18 protein-coding genes and 1 pseudogene are annotated in these 21,020 nt (G+C 44.3%); 14 read left to right on the forward strand and 5 right to left on the reverse strand.

The genetic code is table 11. From position 1 onward, the window contains the following. The 7 genes from L0M13_RS06850 (at window position 1) to ccpA (ending at window position 8,478) form a co-directional block, all read left to right on the forward strand. The gene (locus L0M13_RS06850) at window positions 1-2,775 is read left to right on the forward strand and encodes a DNA translocase FtsK (protein ID WP_235198852.1); all 2,775 of its coding nucleotides are present in this window, start codon (window positions 1-3) and stop codon (window positions 2,773-2,775) included. A gap of 162 nt (window positions 2,776-2,937) precedes the next feature. Next, window positions 2,938-4,251, forward strand: a complete 1,314-nt coding sequence (murC, locus tag L0M13_RS06855) for a UDP-N-acetylmuramate--L-alanine ligase (RefSeq protein WP_235198853.1) — start codon at window positions 2,938-2,940, stop codon at window positions 4,249-4,251. 284 nt (window positions 4,252-4,535) lie between these two features. Beyond that, window positions 4,536-5,027, forward strand: coding sequence for a DUF948 domain-containing protein (locus L0M13_RS06860; RefSeq protein WP_235198854.1), 492 nt, complete (start codon window positions 4,536-4,538; stop codon window positions 5,025-5,027). Window positions 5,028-5,052: 25 nt separating this feature from the next. Then, window positions 5,053-5,784, forward strand: a complete 732-nt coding sequence (locus tag L0M13_RS06865; RefSeq protein ID WP_235198855.1) for a YtxH domain-containing protein — start codon at window positions 5,053-5,055, stop codon at window positions 5,782-5,784. A gap of 17 nt (window positions 5,785-5,801) precedes the next feature. Next, window positions 5,802-6,131 carry a bacillithiol system redox-active protein YtxJ gene (gene ytxJ / locus L0M13_RS06870; protein ID WP_235198856.1) on the forward strand — a complete coding sequence of 110 codons (330 nt, stop codon included), beginning with the start codon at window positions 5,802-5,804 and terminating at the stop codon, window positions 6,129-6,131. A 167-nt stretch (window positions 6,132-6,298) separates the two neighbouring features. Then, a complete protein-coding gene (locus tag L0M13_RS06875) occupies window positions 6,299-7,384 on the forward strand; it encodes a bifunctional 3-deoxy-7-phosphoheptulonate synthase/chorismate mutase (protein WP_235198857.1) in 1,086 nt (361 codons plus the stop codon). A gap of 95 nt (window positions 7,385-7,479) precedes the next feature. Further along, a complete protein-coding gene (gene ccpA / locus L0M13_RS06880; RefSeq protein WP_235198858.1) occupies window positions 7,480-8,478 on the forward strand; it encodes a catabolite control protein A in 999 nt (332 codons plus the stop codon). Between the two features lie 31 nt (window positions 8,479-8,509). Here the strand turns inward: ccpA and L0M13_RS06885 are convergent. The 3 genes and pseudogenes from L0M13_RS06885 to L0M13_RS06895 form a co-directional block, all read right to left on the reverse strand. Then, window positions 8,510-9,659: pseudogene (locus tag L0M13_RS06885) on the reverse strand (acetoin utilization protein AcuC). Then, complete coding sequence (locus L0M13_RS06890; RefSeq protein WP_235198859.1) at window positions 9,656-10,300, reverse strand: acetoin utilization AcuB family protein; 645 nt, start codon at window positions 10,298-10,300, stop codon at window positions 9,656-9,658. Before L0M13_RS06890 ends, L0M13_RS06885 begins: the two are co-directional and overlap by 4 nt. 20 nt (window positions 10,301-10,320) lie before the next feature. Continuing rightward, window positions 10,321-10,953 carry a GNAT family N-acetyltransferase gene (locus L0M13_RS06895; RefSeq protein ID WP_235198860.1) on the reverse strand — a complete coding sequence of 211 codons (633 nt, stop codon included), beginning with the start codon at window positions 10,951-10,953 and terminating at the stop codon, window positions 10,321-10,323. A gap of 170 nt (window positions 10,954-11,123) precedes the next feature. Between L0M13_RS06895 and acsA the strand changes: the two genes are divergently transcribed. Both acsA and L0M13_RS06905 read left to right on the forward strand, forming a co-directional pair. After that, window positions 11,124-12,842: an acetate--CoA ligase gene (gene acsA, locus L0M13_RS06900; RefSeq protein WP_235198861.1), complete on the forward strand. Its 1,719-nt coding sequence runs from the start codon at window positions 11,124-11,126 to the stop codon at window positions 12,840-12,842. A 124-nt stretch (window positions 12,843-12,966) separates the two neighbouring features. Beyond that, window positions 12,967-13,128 carry a hypothetical protein gene (locus L0M13_RS06905; protein WP_235198862.1) on the forward strand — a complete coding sequence of 54 codons (162 nt, stop codon included), beginning with the start codon at window positions 12,967-12,969 and terminating at the stop codon, window positions 13,126-13,128. A 55-nt stretch (window positions 13,129-13,183) separates the two neighbouring features. Here L0M13_RS06905 and L0M13_RS06910 read toward each other — a convergent pair whose 3' ends face one another. Next, a complete protein-coding gene (locus L0M13_RS06910; protein WP_235199278.1) occupies window positions 13,184-16,132 on the reverse strand; it encodes a transglycosylase domain-containing protein in 2,949 nt (982 codons plus the stop codon). Between the two features lie 359 nt (window positions 16,133-16,491). Here L0M13_RS06910 and tyrS point away from each other — a divergent pair, with 359 nt between their 5' ends. Next, window positions 16,492-17,757 carry a tyrosine--tRNA ligase gene (gene tyrS / locus L0M13_RS06915; protein ID WP_235198863.1) on the forward strand — a complete coding sequence of 422 codons (1,266 nt, stop codon included), beginning with the start codon at window positions 16,492-16,494 and terminating at the stop codon, window positions 17,755-17,757. Window positions 17,758-17,801: 44 nt separating this feature from the next. On the opposite strand, the gene L0M13_RS06920 is transcribed toward tyrS, so the two are convergent. Further along, the gene (locus tag L0M13_RS06920; RefSeq protein ID WP_235198864.1) at window positions 17,802-18,305 is read right to left on the reverse strand and encodes a hypothetical protein; all 504 of its coding nucleotides are present in this window, start codon (window positions 18,303-18,305) and stop codon (window positions 17,802-17,804) included. A gap of 183 nt (window positions 18,306-18,488) precedes the next feature. On the opposite strand from L0M13_RS06920, the gene L0M13_RS06925 reads away from it, so the two are divergent. The 4 genes from L0M13_RS06925 (at window position 18,489) to L0M13_RS06940 (ending at window position 20,975) form a co-directional block, all read left to right on the forward strand. Then, entirely contained in the window at window positions 18,489-19,130 is a 642-nt protein-coding gene (locus L0M13_RS06925) for an FMN-dependent NADH-azoreductase (RefSeq protein WP_235198865.1), read from the forward strand. A gap of 134 nt (window positions 19,131-19,264) precedes the next feature. Further along, window positions 19,265-19,882 carry an NUDIX hydrolase gene (locus tag L0M13_RS06930; protein ID WP_235198866.1) on the forward strand — a complete coding sequence of 206 codons (618 nt, stop codon included), beginning with the start codon at window positions 19,265-19,267 and terminating at the stop codon, window positions 19,880-19,882. Next, window positions 19,879-20,253: a hypothetical protein gene (locus L0M13_RS06935; RefSeq protein WP_235198867.1), complete on the forward strand. Its 375-nt coding sequence runs from the start codon at window positions 19,879-19,881 to the stop codon at window positions 20,251-20,253. The genes L0M13_RS06930 and L0M13_RS06935 overlap by 4 nt, the downstream gene beginning before the upstream one ends. 140 nt (window positions 20,254-20,393) lie before the next feature. Beyond that, the gene (locus L0M13_RS06940) at window positions 20,394-20,975 is read left to right on the forward strand and encodes a general stress protein (protein ID WP_235198868.1); all 582 of its coding nucleotides are present in this window, start codon (window positions 20,394-20,396) and stop codon (window positions 20,973-20,975) included. Window positions 20,976-21,020: the final 45 nt, after the last annotated feature.

Genomic DNA, 21,020 nt, shown 5'->3' on the forward strand with positions numbered 1-21,020 from the left:
ATGAGTTGGGTTAAAAATTTATGGAGCCGCATGTTCCCAGAAGACACGGAAGAAGATTACGAGGAAGTCGAAAAAGAAACCACTTCGGCTTCTTCGGTTCGTCCTCAAAGAGCACCTTTTCGTTTTCCTGTCATAACGGACGAAGAAAAAGGGTCGTTCATCAAACAGAATCCGAGAAATGACAAATTGGGCGACAGTTTAAGAAGAGGGGATGAGCAGCAGGCGGCACCGAGAAGACGTCCGGTAAATCCGGCTATCCAACGTGCTTTGAATTACGACGCGAAAACCCTCCAGGAAGCCCAGCCAGAAACGCCGAGAGAGCGCACGCCGGTGCGGAATCGTGAGCCGGTTCAGGATTTTGAACCGATTCGGACGTACGAACCGCGTCGAAGCCACGAACCGCGTAACGCTGGAGCACCAAAGCCAGCCGTTCATTCGTATGAACCGCCTGTACCGCCGAAAAGCCGCAAATACGAAGCGCCGACAAGCGTTAAGAAAACTCGGCGTTTTGAACCAACCCGCGTACCTTCACCGATATACGGATACAATGATACTCCGGAAAATCGCATCCATAAGCCGATTGTGAAAAAGGCAACCACTTTTGAGCAATTGAAAAACGATGAGAAGGAAGTTTCAGCGATTCTTGCTGCGACAAAAGCACCTGCTTTAAATTTCGCCCCGGAAACGGTTGAAAAACCAGAAGCCATGGTATCTCAGCCGACTGACAATCATTCCTCTGATCAGCCTATCGAGCTCTTGGAATCCAAAGCGGAAAAAAAGGCGCTTGAAACGGATTCAAATCCTGAGTCTATTGCTGAAACAATACTGCCAGATCAGGACTTGGCAGATGAAGATAAAGTGATTGAAAACGTGCCGGAATCGGCAGTGGAAGCAACGCTCGAACTTGAAACAGAAGCGATTGAAGCACCGGCTGTAGAACTGCCAATTGTTACAGCTATAGAACCGAGTGCAGAACAAGAATCGAGCGAAAGCAAAATTGAAAAACCGCTACATACTGAACTTGAAGCCGCTTCAGAATCGCCGGCTAAAACGGTGAAACCAGCTGGAAAACGGGAGAAGACAGTGCCGTTCAATGTATTGATGCTGAAATCGGATAAAGAACGGGTCAAAAAACCGTCCATTCCTGCAGCTACTCCTGCAATTAAAAATAATCCTGGCATAAATGTAGTTGAAGCTGAACCGGCGTCTGATAAAAAACAAGCAGCAACGGATGATAAAAAGCTGGAAGTGAACCGGCAAATGATGTCCGAGGTTCTGTCTGCTGAAAAGGAGCCTGAAACTGAACATCCAGAAGTTCTGGAACTGGAAACATTTCAGGATGTGGAAACTGTCACAGAAGTTAAAGCTTACGAACAGCCGGGGACGGATTATCTCCGTCCGCCCGAAAATGATTTAGTGGATGAAGTGTGGATGGAAGAGCAAGGCGAGCGGCTAATTGAAGCGTTATCCCATTTCCAGATTCAAGCCTCTATACTAAGCATTGTCCAAGGGCCTGCTGTTACGCAATTTGAAGTGACAGTTGCACAAGGCGTGAAAGTCAGCAAAATACGTAACTTAGCAGACGATTTGAAATTGGCATTGGCTGCCAAAGATATTCGGATTCAAGCTCCGATTCCCGGGAAAAGCTCAATCGGGATTGAGATCCCGAACCGGAAATCACGGGCTGTCCGCATTTCGGAAGTCATTGAAAGCCGCGTATTTTCGGAGTCGGAATCCCCGTTGGAAGCAGCGCTGGGCCTCGATTTGACCGGGAAACCGGTGACGCTTGATCTTCGGAAAATGCCGCACGGACTGATTGCGGGAGCTACGGGATCCGGGAAAAGCGTGTGCATCAATTCTTTGTTAGTGAGCTTATTGTATAAATCATCTCCAAGAGATCTAAAGCTTTTGCTGATTGATCCGAAAATGGTCGAATTGGCGCCTTATAACCATATTCCTCATTTGGTCAGTCCGGTCATTACAGATGTAAAAGCGGCTACCGCTTCTTTGAAGTGGGCTGTTGAGGAAATGGAACGGCGTTATCAATTATTTGCCCACGCAGGTGTTCGGGATTTAAACCGTTATAATAAGATGGTGGAAGAAAAAGGCGATTATGCTCAGCATCTGCCTTATATCCTAATTGTCATTGATGAATTGGCTGACCTGATGATGATGTCTCCTTCGGATGTTGAAGACGCAATTTGCCGGATTGCGCAAAAAGCAAGAGCATGCGGAATCCATTTGGTGATTGCGACACAGCGTCCTTCTGTTGACGTAATTACGGGATTGATCAAATCCAATATCCCGACGCGCATCGCATTTTCGGTTTCTTCCCAAGTGGATAGCCGGACGATTTTGGATACGCAAGGGGCAGAACGCTTGCTTGGCAGGGGAGATATGCTTTACTTAGGGAATGGCATGTCAGCGCCTGTCCGTATTCAAGGCACCTTTGTGACAGATGAAGAAATTGAAGACGTGATTGCCCATGTAAGAGATCAAGGTGAACCGGAATATTTCTTTAAAGAAGAGGAATTGATCAAGCGGGCTAGCGGAGCGGATTTTCAAGATGATTTGTTTGAAGAGGCTTGCCGCTTTATCATGACTCAAGGAAGCGCCTCGACGTCTCTATTGCAGCGGAAATTCCATATCGGCTATAACCGGGCTGCGCGTTTAATGGATCTTCTTGAACAGCATGGTTTTATTTCAGAGCAGAATGGCAGTAAAGCGAGAGCTGTTCTTATGACGGAAGATGATATAGCTGAGGTATTCCAGTGAAAACTTCAAAATACTTGAAAATTAAGAGGAAATATCGGGTATATTGCTCTTTCATAAAAAATGGTATAATCGAGTGATTATGTTTAAACATAAGTAAGCAGCTATTCAGTCCGTCAAACGAATTGATTAGACTAATTTTCAACTCCCACAGGAGGTTCATTTATGACAGTACTACATTTTACCGGCATTAAAGGGTCCGGTATGAGCCCACTTGCGCAGATTATGCACGACATGGGGGAACAGGTCCAAGGCTCGGATATCGAACAGCACTTTTTCACGGAAGACCGTTTGCGTGAAAGAGGCATCACGATTTTGCCTTTCGACGAAAATAATATTCATGAAAACATGACAATTATTGCAGGGAATGCTTTTAATGACAATCACCCTGAACTTGTAAAAGCAAGAGAGCTCGGTGCAACAATCATTCGTTATCATGAATTCCTTGGAGATCTGATGAGTCAATATGTATCGGTCGCTATCACAGGAGCACACGGCAAAACGTCGACTACCGGATTGATGGCGCATGTTCTTGATGGCTATAAACCCGTTTCTTACTTGATCGGAGACGGAACTGGATTTGGTAAAGAGGATTCACATTTCTTTGTTGCAGAAGCGTGTGAATATCGCCGCCATTTCTTGGCTTATCATCCAGATTATGCGATCATGACAAACATCGATTTTGACCATCCGGATTATTTCGCAGGAATCGATGATGTTTTCAATGCATTTGAAGAGATGGCGAAACAAGTGAAAAAATGCATCATAGCATGTGGAGACGATGAATACCTTCAACGGATTCAAGCACCGATTCCGGTTGTCTATTATGGATTTGGAGCTGAAAATGATTTTCAGGCAAGAAATGTCGTCAAGTCGACAGAAGGCACGACGTTTGATGTGGTGATTCGCAACGAATTTTACCACACATTCACAATTCCGATGTTCGGCGATCATGCGATATTGAATGCATTGGCAGTAATTTCCCTCTGCCATTACGAAAACATCCCAGCGGAAATCGTTCAGCAGCAATTAGCCGATTTCGAAGGAGTAAAGCGCCGTTTCACGCAAACTGAAATTGGCGGGCATATTCTAATCGATGATTATGCACATCATCCGACTGAAATCCGCGCGACTTTGCAATCTGCACGCCAGAAATTTCCGGACCGGGAACTTGTGGCGATTTTCCAGCCGCACACTTTTACGCGGACACAGACATTTCTACAGGAATTTGCCGATAGTTTAAGCGAAGCTGACCATATTTATCTATGCGATATTTTCGGTTCAGCACGTGAAGAAGCAGGCGTCCTAACGATTCAAGATCTTGAAGAAAAAATTGTAGGCAGTTATATCCTCCAAGCGGATGACGTTAAGCCGTTGCTCGCGCATGGACAAGCCGTATTTTTATTTATGGGTGCCGGAGACGTGACCAAGTTCCAAGAAGCATTCGAGAAACTATTGAAGACTGAGGAAACAGTTTAACTTTTAAAGTTAAGCTGTTTTTTTTTGCAAAAATTCGCGAAAAGGAGATTACTATATCCTTAATAGTGGAAAAGGATAAAACGGATTTTGGAAAATCCGAAGAGTAAGGATGATGGTTTTAAAAAGAATAGTTGGCGGGAGTTTCTAATTTTTTAAACCAAATTGTCTTTTCCCTAGGAGGAATTCCTTAAGTTTTGTTGAATTAAGATAAAGTACCGGTGTTTAGGTGTATAAGCAGCGGGGTACAAAAGAGATATAACAGTTTCGCAAAAGGAGGAAAAAGCATGGATTGGCAAATACTGCTTTACATAGCGGCTATCGTAGCAGCTATCGGATTTTTAATTCTATGCGTAGCATTGGCGATGACATTGAATTCGCTGAAGAACACATTGAAAGAGGTAACTGGAACAGTAGCAGGCCTTGAAAATCAATTGCAGGGGGTCACGTTGGAGACGACGAACTTGCTGCACAAAACAAATGAATTAGCTGAAGACATTCAAGTTAAATCTGAAAAACTGAATACAGTAGTAGATGCAGTTAAAGGTGTGGGGAATTCGGTTACGGATTTGAATTCATCCATCCGCCGCGTCACTTCTGAAGTTTCGACTCAAGTCGAAATGAACCAAGATAAGATTGCTCAAGTTGTTCAATGGAGCAATGTCGTCATGGGCATCCGCGATAAGTGGAAAGAGCGTAAAATCTATGAAACTCGTGCTTCGTCATCTTATGCACCGGTTCCAGGGCAAAAGCAATTGCCGCATAACGATCAATACTAAATTACCATAATGGAGGAATGTTCAAATGACACATAACAATGATAACAACCAACGTCCAACTTATAATGAACCTCAATACAATCGTGATTACTATTCTCAAAACGGCCAGAACTATCAGCAAAATGATTACGTGCCGCAATCTTACGGCATGACGAACCGCTACGATGATCTTTACGATTACGAAGATGAGTCAGGTTCAAAAGACTTTATCATCGGTGCTTTAGTCGGCGGAATCATCGGCGCTGCAACGGCATTGTTCTTAGCGCCTAAATCAGGCAAGGAATTGCGCTCTGATTTAAATACACATGCGACTACTTTAAAAGAGAAAACCTCTACTTATACAGACACTGCCAAAGAAAAATCAGGCGGATTGACGCAGCAAGTCAAAGAGCAGTCTTCTAAAGTTGTCGATAAAGTGAAGAACCTGAAAGGCGGCCAGTCTCCAATGGACGACGGCACAGCTTCGTCAGAAGGCGAAGAATCGATCGAGATGCTGGATACAGTTCAAAATTCAGTAGACCAAGCAGAATCTACAGGCAAGGAAGCATTTACTTCAACTGCAAATGCTTTACGCGAAGCGGTAGAAGAAGTGAAAGAAGAAAAAAAATCGGAGTCTAGCAATAGCTCAAACAACAGCAACAACTCGAACAAAAACTCGAGCAACAGCAATTCATCTAACAACAGCCCAAACAATAACAACTCAAGCAATAAGAACAATAACTCAAGCAATAAAAACAACAACAAATCATCAAACTGATGTAGGAGGCGGGTTAAATGAAAAATCTAGTGCGTGTACAGGATCTGGACAGTTTGAAGCAGCATGCAGGCAAAGCCCAGCATTACTGGCTATTTAAACACAGCAGTACATGCCCGGTTTCAGCCGCTGCATGGAATGAATTCAATGAATACTGTTCACTGCATCCGAATCAATTGTTTTTGTTTTTAGTGGTTCAGGAAGACCGGGAATTGTCACAAAACATTGCGGAAATTACCGGAATTAAACATGAATCGCCTCAATTATTCCATTTTGCAAGTGAAAAAGTGGACTGGCACGCCTCTCATGGAGATATAACAAGCAAATCCATGACAGAATTTATCGCTTGAAAAGTAAGCTGGAGCCTAGTGCTTCAGCTTTTTTTATTTCAAAACACTTTAGCGCGTTGAATCGCTAAAATAAATTTCGTGACTTTATTGAATACTTTGCTTATAATAGTTCTAATATGTTAATATGAGTCACTAAGTAAGGTGAATCTCGAAAGGGGAAGTAGAAAATGAGCCAATTAGATTTAGAACAGCTTAGAGAAAAAGTTGACGCAGTCAACCTGCAAATCCTTTCTCTTATCAACGAAAGAGCAACAGTCATCCAGGAAATCGGGAAAATCAAAGAAAAACAAGGTGTCAATCGCTACGATCCATTGCGTGAGCGCCATATGCTTAACTTATTAAAAGACCATAACAGCGGTCCACTTGATCAAAAGACCGTTGACCATATATTCAAGGAAATTTTCAAATCTGCTTTGGATATGCAAGAAGAAGACCAACGCAAAGCATTGCTGGTCTCCCGTAAAAAGAAATCCGAGGATACAATCATCACGATCAACGGAGAACGCATCGGTGAAGGCACACCTTCATTCATCTTCGGACCGTGTGCAGTAGAATCTCAAGAACAAGTAACGAAAGTGGCAGAAGCTATTGGCGGAAAAGGCCTTCGCTTAATTCGCGGAGGGGCTTACAAGCCACGTACTTCCCCTTATGATTTCCAGGGTCTAGGCCTTGAAGGTCTGAAAATGTTGAAAGCGGCAGCGGAGCAATACAATTTGGCTGTCGTATCTGAAATTGTCACACCTTCACATTTAGAAGATGCATTGCCTTACCTAGACGTTGTTCAAGTAGGAGCGCGCAATATGCAGAACTTCGAATTGCTGAAAGCAGTCGGGCAAATCAATAAACCGGTTCTTCTAAAAAGAGGGATGGCTGCAACAATCGATGAATTCATTAATGCAGCAGAATACATCATCGCATCAGGAAATGATCAAATCATCCTTTGCGAGCGCGGAATCCGCACTTATGAAAAAGCGACAAGAAATACATTGGATATCTCGGCAGTGCCGATTTTGAAGCAAGAAACACATTTGCCGGTATTTGTTGATGTTACGCATTCCACTGGCCGCCGCGATCTATTATTGCCGGCTGCTAAAGCGGCTATCGCTATCGGAGCTGATGGAGTTATGGCTGAAGTTCATCCAGACCCGGCAGTTGCCTTGTCAGATGCAGCTCAGCAAATGAACTTGCAGCAATTCGACGAATACTACGATTCATTGATGAAATTCATGAAGCAATACGAATTAAAAATGTAAATTCGAAGAGCCGGGCTCCCCGGCTTTTCTTTTTTTAGTTGATTAGATGAAACGCTTTATCGTATGATTATAGATATAGGAAAGGAGGGCGCACCGTGACCGTTACGATTTATGACGTAGCAAGAGAAGCGAATGTATCCATGGCTACCGTTTCGCGAGTAGTGAATGGCAATCAAAACGTAAAACCTGCTACGAGAAAGAAAGTATTAAAAGTAATTGAAGAATTGGGGTATCGCCCTAACGCAGTGGCTAGAGGATTAGCCAGCAAGAAAACCACAACGGTCGGCGTCATCATTCCCGATATTTCAAACAGTATGTATGCAGAATTAGCTCGGGGAATAGAAGACATTGCGACCATGTACCGCTATAACATCATTTTGTCGAACTCAGACCAAAATCAGAATAAGGAACTTCAATTGTTGGAAACAATGCTTGGAAAACAAGTGGATGGCATAGTTTTCATGAGCGATGTAATCTCAACTGAACTTCTTTACGAAATGGAAAGATCTCCGACGCCGATCGTTTTAGCTGGATCCATCGATGAAACGAACGCAGTAGCGTCTGTAAATATCGATTATTATGGAGCTGCCTACGAGGCGGTTAAAAAATTGGTCGATAATGGACATAAGAAAATTGCCTTTGTTTCAGGTCCACTAAGCTCTAAAATCAATAAAGACTATAAATTAAAAGCTTACACAGAAGCGTTATTAGATGCAGGCATTGACTATGATGAGAAACTGGTCGTAGAATGCAATAATTCCTATGACGAAGGCATGGAAGCTGTCTCTACTTTGCAGCCTCATGAGCCAACCGCATATTTTGTCAGCAATGACGAAATGTCTATCGGCGTCATTCATGCGCTTGAAGAAAGCGGAAAAAAAGTGCCTGAGGATGTAGAAATCATCAGCTATGAAAATTCCAAACTGGCACGCATGGCACGTCCGATGCTGACATCGATCGCATTTCCTTTATATGATATCGGAGCCGTTTCCATGCGCTTGCTGACAAAATATATGAACGAAGAAGAAATCGAAGAAAAACAAGTTATTTTGCCGTATCGCATTGAAGAACGCCAATCTACAAAAAACGCATAAAAAATAGAGCCTATTAGGGGCTCTATTTTTTTTATGCATTTCGAATCATATATAAGGCTTTATTGAGCATCTGGAAGTTCTTGTCGGTTATTTCTTCTTTTCTTGGAATGGCTTGGTACATATTAACGGGATCTTCCCATGTTTTAATTAACGGCACAGGCGATTCAGGCTGCCATTTTGAAATCCAGGCATCGGGCAAGTCGCCATTTGGGAGAGGGAAATTATTCATTTCCATCCAGATCATTGACCATGCGGGGAACGACACGCCAAATATCGTAGCCTCCGCCGCCTACGGCAATCCATCGGCCCTCACAATACTCATGAGCCAGCTCATGAGCAATTTTAGGGATTTCCTTATAGATATTCATCGTTCCGTATAAATGGGTAAGAGGGTCCAAATAATGGGCGTCAGCACCGTTTTGACTAAGGATGACATCGGGTTTAAAGAATTCAACAATTTCTTTCATTGCGGTCCGGTAGATTTCAAGGAATGATTCATCTTCCGTAAAAGCATCGATGGGAAAATTAAAAGAAGTGCCATAGCCTTGTCCGCTCCCACGCTCATTGATGTTGCCAGTCCCGGGGAACAAATACCTTCCCGTTTCGTGAATGGAAACCGTGCAGACTTCTGGATCGTCATAGAAGCTCCATTGGACGCCATCTCCATGATGGGCGTCTGTGTCAATGTATAAAACTCGAGCTCCATATTTTTTCTTAATATAGTTGATGGCAACAGAACTGTCGTTATAAATGCAGAAACCTGAAGCTTTTCCGCGGAACCCGTGATGGAGGCCGCCGCCCAAATTCAACGCATGCTGGGCTTTTCCTTCCATAACATAATCTACAGCGGTCAGTGTGCCGCCAACTAATCGGGCACTTGCTTCGTGCATATTTTCAAAAATGGGAGTATCTTCAGTTCCGATGCCATAGCTTTCACCGGCTTCCGATGAGATTTCCCCTCTGCTTGCCTTTTTGACGATATCAATATAACGTTCATCATGGGCAAGCAAAAGCTCCTCGTCTGTAGCGACTCGGGCAGGTACAATCAAGTCTTCTGGCAGCGCATTCATTTCGCGGAGAAGATCGATTGTCAGAACGAGCCTTTTTTGATTGAATGGATGCGTATCAGAAAATTTATACCCCAATTGATCTTCTGAGAAAATGAAGACAGCGTGTTTCATTCGTTCATTTGCGGCGCGCTCGGCCATAGGACATCGAAACCTTCTTTTCGTAAGTCATCTATGAGAGCTAGTGGGTTCATGGTCTGAGCGCGGAAAACCAATATCTTGTTCGCTCGGTTATGGCTGTCGGGGTATACGAGCACGCTTAGGATATTGACGTTTTTATCATGAAATACTTTGGAGACATCAAAAAGAACACCGGAACGGTCAGGCACTTTGATTTCAATTTGAGAGCCCGGCTGGTGAGCGCCGGTCAATTCAATGTACTTGTATAAAAGATCGGTCTCCGTGATAAAGCCGACCAGCTTGCCGCTGCTGATAATGGGAAGGCAGCCTATTTGCTGATCGTAGAAAACCACAGCGATTTCTTCAACGAAATCCATTGGATGGGCGGTGATCGGATTCTTGGTCATGATATCTTCAACTTTTTTTTCGTACGCATCTTTCTTAGGAGAAATGGTGAAACGAGAAGGCAAAGCATCTTTTAAATCGCGGTCAGAGACGACGCCGACCACTTTTCCGTTTTCGACTACGGGTGCATGACGGATTCGCTTTTCTTCAAAAAGTTCAAAAACGTTTTGCACGGTTTGTTCTGGAGTTAAAGTTTGAATATCGGTTTTCATAATTTCTTCTATTAACATAGATACACCCCTTTATTCGATTAATACATATAGCGGTTCATGAAACGGAGCTGGTCAAATTGCTGGACAGATGAAGGTGGAACCCGGCTGCCGATTCTGGCCATTAAACAATTCGCAGGATGGGAACTGATTTCAGGATCATCTGTAGCGAAATACTCCAACCCGCCAGCCTGCATCATTTTCTCCATAATTTTTCGGTACTCCCAAACATTCAATCCGGTGCCTTTTAAATCCCAGTGCCAATAATATTCGGTTGTGATGACGATGAAATCTTCGAAATAATCATCCTGCATCGATAAACGCAGCAAAGATTTCCCGACGCCGCCACCCCGGTATTTAGGGATGATTTCGATGGCCCCAAGTTCAATCAAATCTTTCATTTTTCCTTCTGACCATCGCTCAAGTGGATCGGGATAGAGGAAAGTCACGTAGCCGACAATGGTATTTTCTGACCGAGCAATGAGAATGCGGCCTTCCGGAAGATCGGCAATTTCGGTAATGGCTTTATGCTGTTGGGCAGGCTGCCTAAACGCTACTAGGTCTTCATGAAATTCAAGCGCTTTCAATTCATTCGAAGGAACGGGCCCTTCAAGAAGCAAAGGTCCGTTCTTTGTTTCTAAATTCATTGAATGGTATTTCTTCGGATGTTCCATCTTTTCACCGCCTATTGGGTACAATTAGGTACATTATACATGAAACGAAAAAGGAAATGGGACTTGGAAAGTGAAATTATCCATTGTTTTCTAAAAAGTTAAAATTATTAGCTTTCAATTGTCAGAATGTTGTAGAATATAAGAGAACCAATTGGGAAAGGATGATTTGGATGAAAGTGGAAGCGATACCGGCAAGACAAGGGGAGCATCATCTACATAATTATGAAGACATCGCAGCAGATTTCGACTGGACTGAAGTTGAAAAAGAATTCAGTTGGTATGAAAGCGGTAAAGTAAATATGGCGTACGAAGCGATCGACCGCCACGCTGAATCCTATCGAAAGAATAAAGTAGCTCTATATTACAAAGACTCATCGCGAAACGAGTCCTATACGTTCTATGAAATGAAGCGTATGACAAATCGTGCAGCGAATTTATTGAAATCCCATTCAGAACTGGAAAAAGGCGACCGTATGTTTATTTTCATGCCGCGTTCTCCGGAACTCTATTTTGCAATGTTCGGCGCACTCAAAATGGGCTTGATCGTTGGGCCGTTATTTGAAGCATTTATGGAAGGCGCCATTTACGATCGTTTAGATGACAGCGATGCGAAAGCGATCATCACAACACCGGAATTATTGCCGCGTGTGCCGTTTGACCGGCTGCCGAATCTTAAAACCGTTTTCCTCGTAGGTGAAGAAATTGAAGAAAATGATCATACGGTCGATTTCATGAAGCATCTTCACGGATCTTCCGATAAATTTGAAATCGAATGGCTGGATAAAGAAGACGGTCTAGTCTTGCATTATACTTCCGGTTCAACCGGGAAACCGAAAGGCGTTCTTCATGCCCAATATGCCATGGTCCAGCAATATCAGACCGGCAAATGGGTATTGGATCTTCAAGAAGAAGATATTTATTGGTGTACAGCCGACCCAGGCTGGGTTACTGGAACGGCGTATGGCGTTTTTGCTCCTTGGCTGACAGGAACAACGACGGTTATTTTAGGCGGCCGTTTTTCTCCAGATGGATGGTACAAGGCCATTGAAGATTTCGGTGTTACGGTTTGGTACAGTGCGCCAACCGCTTTCCGTATGCTGATGGGTGCAGGAGATGCATTAGTAAAAGAATATGACCTCTCAACGCTTCGCCATGTTCTATCAGTAGGGGAGCCGTTAAATCCGGAAGTGGTGCGTTGGGGTGTCCAAGTATTCGACAAACGAATCCACGATACGTGGTGGATGACTGAAACGGGTGCGCAGACGATCTGCAACTATCCTTCGATGGCGATCAAACCGGGCTCAATGGGCAAACCGGTGCCAGGCATAAAAGTAGCAATTGTGGATGACCAAGGCAATGAACTGGCTCCTAACCAGATGGGGAATCTGGCAATTGAAAAAGGTTGGCCGTCGATGATGCGCCAAATTTGGAACAATCCATCAAAATACGAATCGTATTTCCTGAATGATAAATGGTACGTTTCTGGAGATTCGGCTTATATGGATGAAGAAGGTTATTTCTGGTTCCAGGGTCGTGTAGATGATGTTATCATGACTTCCGGCGAACGCGTTGGCCCATTCGAAGTGGAAAGCAAACTACTCGAACACCCGGCAGTAGCAGAAGCAGGAGTGATCGGAAAACCGGATCCGGTGCGCGGAGAAATCATCAAAGCGTTTGTCGCTTTGAATACGGGTTATGAACCATCAGATGAATTAATCCAAGACATTCAGCAATTCGTCAAAAAAGGATTGGCTGCCCATGCAGCACCAAAAGAAATCGAATTCAAAGACAAATTGCCGAAGACCCGCAGCGGTAAAATCATGCGCCGCGTCTTGAAGGCATGGGAACTCGATTTGCCGACAGGAGATTTGTCAACGATGGAAGATTAAGACGAAAAGCGGAAGCGCCCGGTTAGCCCCGACAAGCGCTGGAGGGCTTTCGGGGAAAGGCGCTCTTTGCCATTTGCTGAGAGACCGAAGCGACTCGAGGGGCTGGGCGCTGGAGTCTGGACAAATGAAAAGCGGAAACATCCGTTCAGGTTCGAAAGGCATAAGACGAATTGGCGAAGCGGCGGTTTTCAGCCGCACAGCCAAAGAGGCTTATGACCCGAGAACCTGGCTGTTGGAGTCTGGACAACGAAAAGCGGAAACAGCCGTTCAGGTTCCACAATTTTAAAAAGAAAAGGCACCAGCTGAGAATTTTTCAGCTGGTGCCTTTTTTGTTACTGGTATCACTCTCCGTCGCCTTCTTCCGGTTCAGTTGGTTCTTCCGGAGGAGGAGTGGTACCGCCATCTGCTGGCGGTGGAGTAGTTTCTTCTTCTTCGTCATCTGCAGGAGGCGTTTCGGTTTCTTCCTCTTCATCTGCAGGAGGGGCTGTGTTTTCATCTGGCTGAGCAGGAGCTGCCGGTTTTGGTGCTTCAATGCCCACTGTATTGGATAGTGGCGATTGTTGGCCTGTGATGTCCACAGCTACGACAAAATAGCTGCCTGGACCCGGCAAGGTATAAGAATTCCCGCGAGATTCCGATATGGAAGCGACTAAAGAATTGCCTCCGCCGCTCCGGTAAATACGGTAGCCGACTACATCATTCGAAGCGGAATTGCTCCAAGTTAAAGTTCTTCCGTTTAGCGATGCTTGGACGCCGGATGGAGCGATGCCATCATGGTTTAAAGTCGAACCTGAAACGATGTTTGAGAAGCGTGAATTGCCAGGGAAAAGCTTGCTTGCGTCTCCGCCTAGCTTACCGAGCATACGGTCTATATAAGCTTTGGAAACACCGGCGCCGCCGCTGCTGACAAATTCTCTTGGCGTACTATCCAGTGCCAAGTAACGAGAACCATTTACTGTCGTATAAGAGCCTGAAGTCAAGCTGTCATCTGCTTTTGTCGGAACCATGACGTTGGCATTGAACAAGTCGGCTTTCACTAAGCCGGCACCCGAACATGCACCGCCTGGAGCAAGCCCTGAAATGCTGCAGAATGAGCGGGTTACGACGCCTTCAGGTGCTTTGAACGTTTCTTTAGTGCCGATTAATTCAGGGTTTGTGTCATAAGCGGCATTCATTAAGCGCGCCCATAACTGGTTGACCCGGACAGAAGGCTGCAATTCGCTGTTTGGCCGGTCGTTTAATTGGAACTTCTCCGTTCCATAGCCGAGCCATACGCTCATCGTTACGTTCGGATTCAAGCCGACGATCCATACATCTTTTGCATCTTGGGTAGTCCCGGTTTTGCCGGCAAAGTCTGAGCTGAATTTAAGTAAGCTGTTTGCACGGTTACCTGTACCGCGGTCTGTTTTAAAGACATCGCGCATCATATCCGTAAGGATATAAGATGTTTGCGGAGAAAATATTTGTTCTCCGTCTTCTGTATTCTGTTCAAATACGATATTGCCGTCTGCATCTTCAATGCGTTGAATCATGTAGGCATCCTTGTGTTTGCCATTAGCGGCGAACATGGAATAAGCGCTCGTCAATTGTTCAACTGATGCTTCGACACCGCCTCCAAGAGCAGACGGTAAAAAGGCATTGATGTTCTCTTTATTAACAGCGACTCTAGACATTCCTGCTTTTCTCATAAAACTGCTTGGATCTTGATCGTTTATTTGAGAATAGAGGCGAATAGCCGGCAAGTTTTGTGATTCCGCTAAAGCGTTTCGGGCCGGCATGATGCCTTGCTCACTTGTGGAAATAAAATTGCTCGGTGAATATGGTTTCTGGCCCGAAATGCGCTGGGTAAATTTCACATCGACTACTGGGCTGCCGGCTCCAATTTTTCCAAATTCTATTGCAGGACCATATACGAGCAGGGGTTTAACCGTTGAACCGATCGAACGGAAAGCCTGCGTAGCATGGTTCAACTTCTCAATTTCAAAATCGCGTCCGCCAACAAAGCTTAAAATTTTGCCTGTGCTGTTTTCGATCGTCATACTGCCGACTTGTACGGGATATTGCTTCTGGATCTCTTCTCCTTCTGCGTTGAGAGCAGGAGCTGTCAAAGTCGCTCCATAGGATTCATAGGACTGGGCCGCTTTTTTTTGTGCATCGAACATTTCCTTGTTGATCGTCGAGTAAATGCGGTAGCCATTCGAACGCACGGCACGGTCTGCCAAAATGGCATATTCTTCGTACAATTTATCATTTTCTTCTAATGTAGCAGGGTCGATTCCATTTTGTTCAGCGAGTACATCCATAATGATGCGGGAAGCACGTTTTTCAAGTTCCACTGTGATGTGAGGGTATTTCTCATAAGAACGCTGTTCGTCCAAACGGAAATCTTTTTTGATGTCATAAACGATTGCTTCATCGTATTCTTTTTGGGTAATGTATTCTGTTTCCTTCATCCGGAATAGCACCGTCTTCATTCGGTCAATTCCGTGCTGCAATCCTTCATCGTCTTTCGGATCACCGTTCGATGTATAAGGCGTATAGCGGAAAGGCGCTTTCGGGATCCCGGCGATAAAGGCTGCTTGCGGCAAATTCAACTCACTTGCGGATACGTTGAACAAACCGTTTGCTGCAGTTTCAATCCCGGCAATATTCGCGCCGGAAGAGTTTCTTCCGTAAGGGATGATATTTAAATAGGCTTCTAAAATCTCATCTTTCGACATGAATTTTTCGAGGCGCATCGCAAGCAAAATTTCTTTGGCTTTTCGTTCGTAGGATACCTCATTGGTTAAAATTTGGTTCTTGATCAACTGCTGCGTCAATGTCGATCCGCCTGTTTGGCTGTCAGAGTTTGAAACATCTTGGAACAATCCACGGAAAATCGCTTTTGGCACGATTCCGTCATGTTCTAGGAAGTATTCATCCTCTGTCGCAAGAACCGCGTCAATTGCAAATTTTGAAACCTTATCGAGCTTTGTTTCTTTCCGTTCTAAATCAGTGCGTAATTTACCGATATAGACTTCGTTGTCAAAAAACATCTCAGAGGTTTCGGCATAGCTGTAAATTTCACCGCGCATTTCATCCGGCGTACGAAGTTTTTCTTCGTCCACCAGGGAAGCGAAATAACCGGCTCCAACGGAAGCGGCAAATACACCGCCGACGACAAATATAATTGCAAGCAAAATAGCTAAGTTCCATAGCACACCACTAGTGATGCTCAGTCGCTTTGCCCATTTTGCGGAAGTCCATCGATTGTAAGTTTCTTCGGTTTTCCTAAGGCCGTCCCTTATCATTTCAAGCACTTTATCAACCTCCTAAAATCTCGCTTTATTATAGCATATTCACACAAAAGCAACTAAAAAGATTGACAATATGTCATAATAAAGTAAACTAACTAATATATTTTCATATTCAAACGATGAAGAGTCCGAAGTAGGCGTTGCAAACTTTGTAGAGAGAGCCGGTGGTTGGTGCAAACCGGTCAAAGTGCAGCAGCTGAATTACAGTCTTGGAGTTTACGGAAGTGCCCCGTACGGCACATATTGAGTCGGGAGAATCAGATTCTCCAAGCTGGGTGGTACCGCGCAAAAGCGTCCCTGCATGAATTTCATGCAGGGCTTTTTTTATTAGCTGAAACAAGGAGGAAATGGAAATGGCAAATGCATTATTGGAAGATTTAAAGTGGAGAGGCTTGCTTTACCAGCAAACCGACGAAGAAGGCATGGAGAAATTGCTGGATGAACAGAAGATTTCGTTGTACTGCGGTGTAGACCCGACAGCGGATAGCATGCACATCGGCCATATCGTGCCGCTATTGACATTGCGACGTTTTCAGACGCACGGGCATCAGCCGATTCTTTTAGTCGGCGGAGCTACCGGCATGATCGGCGATCCCTCTGGAAGAAATGAAGAACGCCAACTGCAGACAACGGAACAGATTGATAAGAACGTGGAAGGCATTAAAGTCCAAATGGAACAAATTTTTGATTTTGCTTCTGAAAATGGTGCGAAAATGGTCAACAACCGCGACTGGATAGGGCAGATGAGCATTATTGAATTCTTGCGCGACTACGGAAAATTGATTTCCGTGAATTACATGTTGGCAAAAGATTCGGTTGCATCACGTTTGGAACAAGGAATTTCTTTCACGGAATTCTCATATACATTGATTCAGGCAATTGACTACAACCACTTGTACAACCATTACAATTGCCGCGTTCAAATCGGCGGTTCTGATCAATGGGGGAATATCACATCAGGGCTTGAAGTGATCCGCAAAACACATGATGAAGAAGCGAAAGCTTTTGGCATCACGATTCCGTTAGTGACGAAAGCGGACGGAACGAAGTTCGGGAAGTCTGCAGGCGGCGCCGTTTGGCTCGATGCGAAAAAGACTTCTCCTTACGAGTTCTACCAGTTTTGGATCAATACAGCGGATGCAGATGTCATCAAATACTTGAAGATTTTCACATTCCTCGACCGCGAAGAAATTGAAGCGCTTGAAACTACAGTGGAAACGGAAGCGCATTTGCGTAAAGCGCAAACGGTTTTAGCGGAAGAAATGACCAAATTGATCCACGGCGAAAAAGCGCTTGAAGATGCGCAGCGCATCACGAAAGCCCTGTTCAGCGGAGATTTGAAGGCTTTATCAGCAGAGGAAATGCGCGCTGCTTTTAAAGACGTGCCATCAGTTGAACTCGCGAAAGAAGCGAAGTCGATTGTCGACTTGATCGTCGAAGCCGGCATTTCTTCATCTAAACGCCAAGCTCGGGAAGATGTTACAAACGGAGCAATTTCGGTAAACGGCGAAAAAGTCACCGACCTTGACTACATCATCGATGAAAAAGACCGGTTGGAAGATGCGTTTTCCATCATCCGCCGGGGCAAGAAAAAATACCATATGGTTCAATTTAATTAATAAGGAAATAAAAAAACGCGGCTTCCATGGGGAGGCCGCATTTTTTAATCCGCTTCTGAAGCAATTGTTTTTTCTTTCTTCATTAATTGTATGAGCTGATAGCCGTCAGATGGGCGTCCTGCGTATGGACCCATCCATTTCGGATAGATGACCGGGATGGACGTACCGGCAAATAACCAAAGATTAATGTACATGAAACCTTTCGTGAAATTCTGAAGGTCCCAATTCGTCAGCTGATTTAAAGCGGCGAAAGACAAAAGTGCAAGGCTTAATGAAGCAGCAGGGCCTCCTGCTAAGAATAAGAATCGTTGAATTTTTGATCGTTTTTCTTTTGGCTTCACCAAAGCGCAAAATCCGTAATAAGCCCACCGGATATGAAACGAAACTTTTCCGAACCGAAAATTTTCTTTATTGCTGTCATCCAACGGACCTAGATAGACGCTCACTTTTTCTTTGGATAACCAAGCACTGCCAATGGCATGGCCGACTTCATGAAGAAGGACTGCAATCGGTAGGCCCACCAAATAAATCAATACAAATGAAATCATGCCATCCCTCCTGGTCTTAATACGGAGCTAGAATCGAAAGGTTTCACCAGTAAATGGAAAAAGTCATAAAATGTTCACGAAACGAATATCTTGAAGTCAGGATAAGTCGTCTGACAACAAAAAAATACGTATTCATTATATGATAGGGGATGTGAATATAATTTATTGGAGGAATTTGAACAAATGAATGTATTAGTAGTAAAAGCGAACAACCGTCCGGCAACTGAAGGCATTTCAAGCAAGATGTACGAAACTTTCATGGAGTCGGTGAAAGATAATAAAGACTTGAACGTAACAACTTATGATGTGTACGAAGAAGATATGCCTTATTTCGGCCAAGATCTTTTCAATGCATTCGGCAAATTGCAAAATGAAGAAGAATTGACAGATATCGAACAACGTCTATTAGCAGCGAAGCAAAAAGCGATGGATGCCATTTCTGCAGCTGACCTTGTGGTATTTGCATTCCCATTATGGAATTTGACGATTCCTGCTAAATTGCATACATTTATCGACTATGTGTATGCCGCTGGATTTGCATTCAAATACGATGCAGAAGGCAAAATGATTCAATTGATGACAGATAAAAAAGCGATTTTCTTGAATGCACGCGGAGGCGTTTACTCTTCACCAGAAGCGGCACCGATGGAAATGGCTGTTAACTATATGCGCAATGTTTTCGGCGGCGTGTTCGGCATGCAAATCGTTGATGAAGTCATCATCGAAGGCCATAACGCAACACCTGACAAAGCGGCACAGATTATCGAAGAAGGCCTTGAGCGCGTGAAAGAGGCAGCTTCTAAATTGGTTCACCAAAACGCATAATCAACTGAAGAAGCGCTTAACTGTCTATCGAGCAATTTTGCTTGGTAGACGGTTTTTTTTATTTTAAAGAGGAATAGCGGCATTCCGCAGAGAATGCAGTTAAGAGGATATTATTAGTTGAATCGAGGGATTTGATGAGTACAAAATGGTTGGAATGGGCTAAACGCATTCAGTCTCTGTCTCAAGCCGGGTTAACTTACTCGAAAGATGTATACGATATGGAGCGTTTTGAAGAATTGCGCACTATCAGTACAGAAATTATGGCTGAACATACCGAAGTGGAAATGGAAAAGATCAAAGACTTATTTGCGAGTGAAAAAGGTTACCAAACCCCCAAGGTGGATGTCCGGGGAGCCGTATTCAGAGATGGGAAAATTTTATTGGTCAAAGAGAAAGTCGACAATAAATGGGCGCTTCCAGGCGGCTTTTGTGATATCGGCCTATCCCCAAGCGAGAATATTGTGAAAGAAATAAGGGAAGAGTCCGGTTTTCTAGCTGTTCCAGTAAAACTATTGGCTCTTTTGGATATGAATAAACACGGACATCCGCCGCAGCCCTATCATTATTATAAATTATTTGTTCAATGCGAAATTGTAGGAGGTAGGGCATCATTTGGAGTAGAGACGGACGGAGTCGAATTTTTCCCAGCTGCTGCTTTACCTGAACTTTCTTTGAATCGGAACACAGAAGCTCAAATCGAGATGCTTTTTTCGTTTTTACATCATCCAGAAAAAGCAGCGGTTTTGGATTGAATTTAAACGTAAGGTGGGATATGGATGAAGCGGCAGCATGCGGTTTGGGAATAATAATAATAGCGGCACTGACAGCTTGTATGCCTACAAGCCCGATTATCGAGAAAGAAATAGAAAAAATCGATATTCGCTGTCTGGAAACAGAGGAGTTAATTGAAATAACAGATCCGGTCCGTTTACAGGCCGTAAAAGAGGAAATCAATTCAAGCAAACGAGAAGGAACAGAAGAGTTCGAACTGGCGGAAGGCCATACTGCAACATTGCGATTTGATGATGGCAGTGAATGGGAGATGACGTTTTATCCTTCAGGGCATGCGGTGATTGAAGGATATTATGTCCGTTCAGAACTTGAAGATTTTTGTAAAGAATAAAGGTACATAAAAAGGAAAGGTTCGGCTAAACATCGGTTGTTTATAAAAAGAAGTTAAATAGATAAACAGGAATGTTTACCTCCTCTATCTGCGGGTAATTTGTCACTATGGCAGAACATAATCCAGAGGAGGCGTTCAGAATGGCAAAACAAAGAGTAGCAGGATCGTATCAATCGGAAAGTGAAGCAATTGCCGCGATAGAGGATTTAAAGCGGCAAGGCTACCGTTCAGAAGATATATCCGTATTGAGCAAGGATAAAAGAGAAGCTGAAAATATTATGGAAGAAACCGATACGCATGTCGAAGAAGGTGCAGCGGCAGGGGCTTTAACAGGCGGCGCATTGGGTGGCCTTGGCGGTGTGCTCGCTGGGCTCGGAGCTTTGGCCATTCCCGGAATCGGTCCGATCGTGGCAGCGGGACCCATTGTCGCTGGGTTGACTGGAGCTGCAGCTGGAGCGGGCATCGGTGGTTTAGCTGGCGCTTTAATCGGGATGGGCATTCCGGAAGACGAAGCGCAGCGGTACGAATCACAATTTAATGAAGGCAGCATATTGGTTTTAGTGGAAGACCAGGAAGATTTCATTCCAGACCACAATGACCGAGATGGCTTTGTGGATAATAAAGATCCACTGATCGGCGGAAATTCTTCAACGACCATTAGAGGCGATCAAGGCCTAGATGACGCGCGTTCAATTGAAAAACGTGGACCTGCGGGACTTTAAAAAACGAAATAGATAAAAACGAGCAGCCGATTTGCGGCTGCTCGT

Source organism: Planococcus sp. 107-1 (assembly GCF_021513255.1).
Classification (GTDB): Bacteria; Bacillota; Bacilli; order Bacillales_A; family Planococcaceae; genus Planococcus.

Bases quoted from the DNA above. Each gene is read 5' to 3' on its own strand.
- L0M13_RS06850 (WP_235198852.1), top strand. From the start codon at position 1: ATGAGTTGGGTTAAAAATTTATGGAGCCGCATGTTCCCAGAAGACACG.
- murC (WP_235198853.1), top strand. From the start codon at position 2,938: ATGACAGTACTACATTTTACCGGCATTAAAGGGTCCGGTATGAGCCCA.
- L0M13_RS06860 (WP_235198854.1), top strand. From the start codon at position 4,536: ATGGATTGGCAAATACTGCTTTACATAGCGGCTATCGTAGCAGCTATC.
- L0M13_RS06865 (WP_235198855.1), top strand. From the start codon at position 5,053: ATGACACATAACAATGATAACAACCAACGTCCAACTTATAATGAACCT.
- ytxJ (WP_235198856.1), top strand. From the start codon at position 5,802: ATGAAAAATCTAGTGCGTGTACAGGATCTGGACAGTTTGAAGCAGCAT.
- L0M13_RS06875 (WP_235198857.1), top strand. From the start codon at position 6,299: ATGAGCCAATTAGATTTAGAACAGCTTAGAGAAAAAGTTGACGCAGTC.
- L0M13_RS06890 (WP_235198859.1), bottom strand. From the start codon at position 10,300: ATGTTAATAGAAGAAATTATGAAAACCGATATTCAAACTTTAACTCCA.
- L0M13_RS06895 (WP_235198860.1), bottom strand. From the start codon at position 10,953: ATGGAACATCCGAAGAAATACCATTCAATGAATTTAGAAACAAAGAAC.
- acsA (WP_235198861.1), top strand. From the start codon at position 11,124: ATGAAAGTGGAAGCGATACCGGCAAGACAAGGGGAGCATCATCTACAT.
- L0M13_RS06905 (WP_235198862.1), top strand. From the start codon at position 12,967: ATGAAAAGCGGAAACATCCGTTCAGGTTCGAAAGGCATAAGACGAATT.
- L0M13_RS06910 (WP_235199278.1), bottom strand. From the start codon at position 16,132: ATGATAAGGGACGGCCTTAGGAAAACCGAAGAAACTTACAATCGATGG.
- tyrS (WP_235198863.1), top strand. From the start codon at position 16,492: ATGGCAAATGCATTATTGGAAGATTTAAAGTGGAGAGGCTTGCTTTAC.
- L0M13_RS06920 (WP_235198864.1), bottom strand. From the start codon at position 18,305: ATGATTTCATTTGTATTGATTTATTTGGTGGGCCTACCGATTGCAGTC.
- L0M13_RS06925 (WP_235198865.1), top strand. From the start codon at position 18,489: ATGAATGTATTAGTAGTAAAAGCGAACAACCGTCCGGCAACTGAAGGC.
- L0M13_RS06930 (WP_235198866.1), top strand. From the start codon at position 19,265: ATGAGTACAAAATGGTTGGAATGGGCTAAACGCATTCAGTCTCTGTCT.
- L0M13_RS06940 (WP_235198868.1), top strand. From the start codon at position 20,394: ATGGCAAAACAAAGAGTAGCAGGATCGTATCAATCGGAAAGTGAAGCA.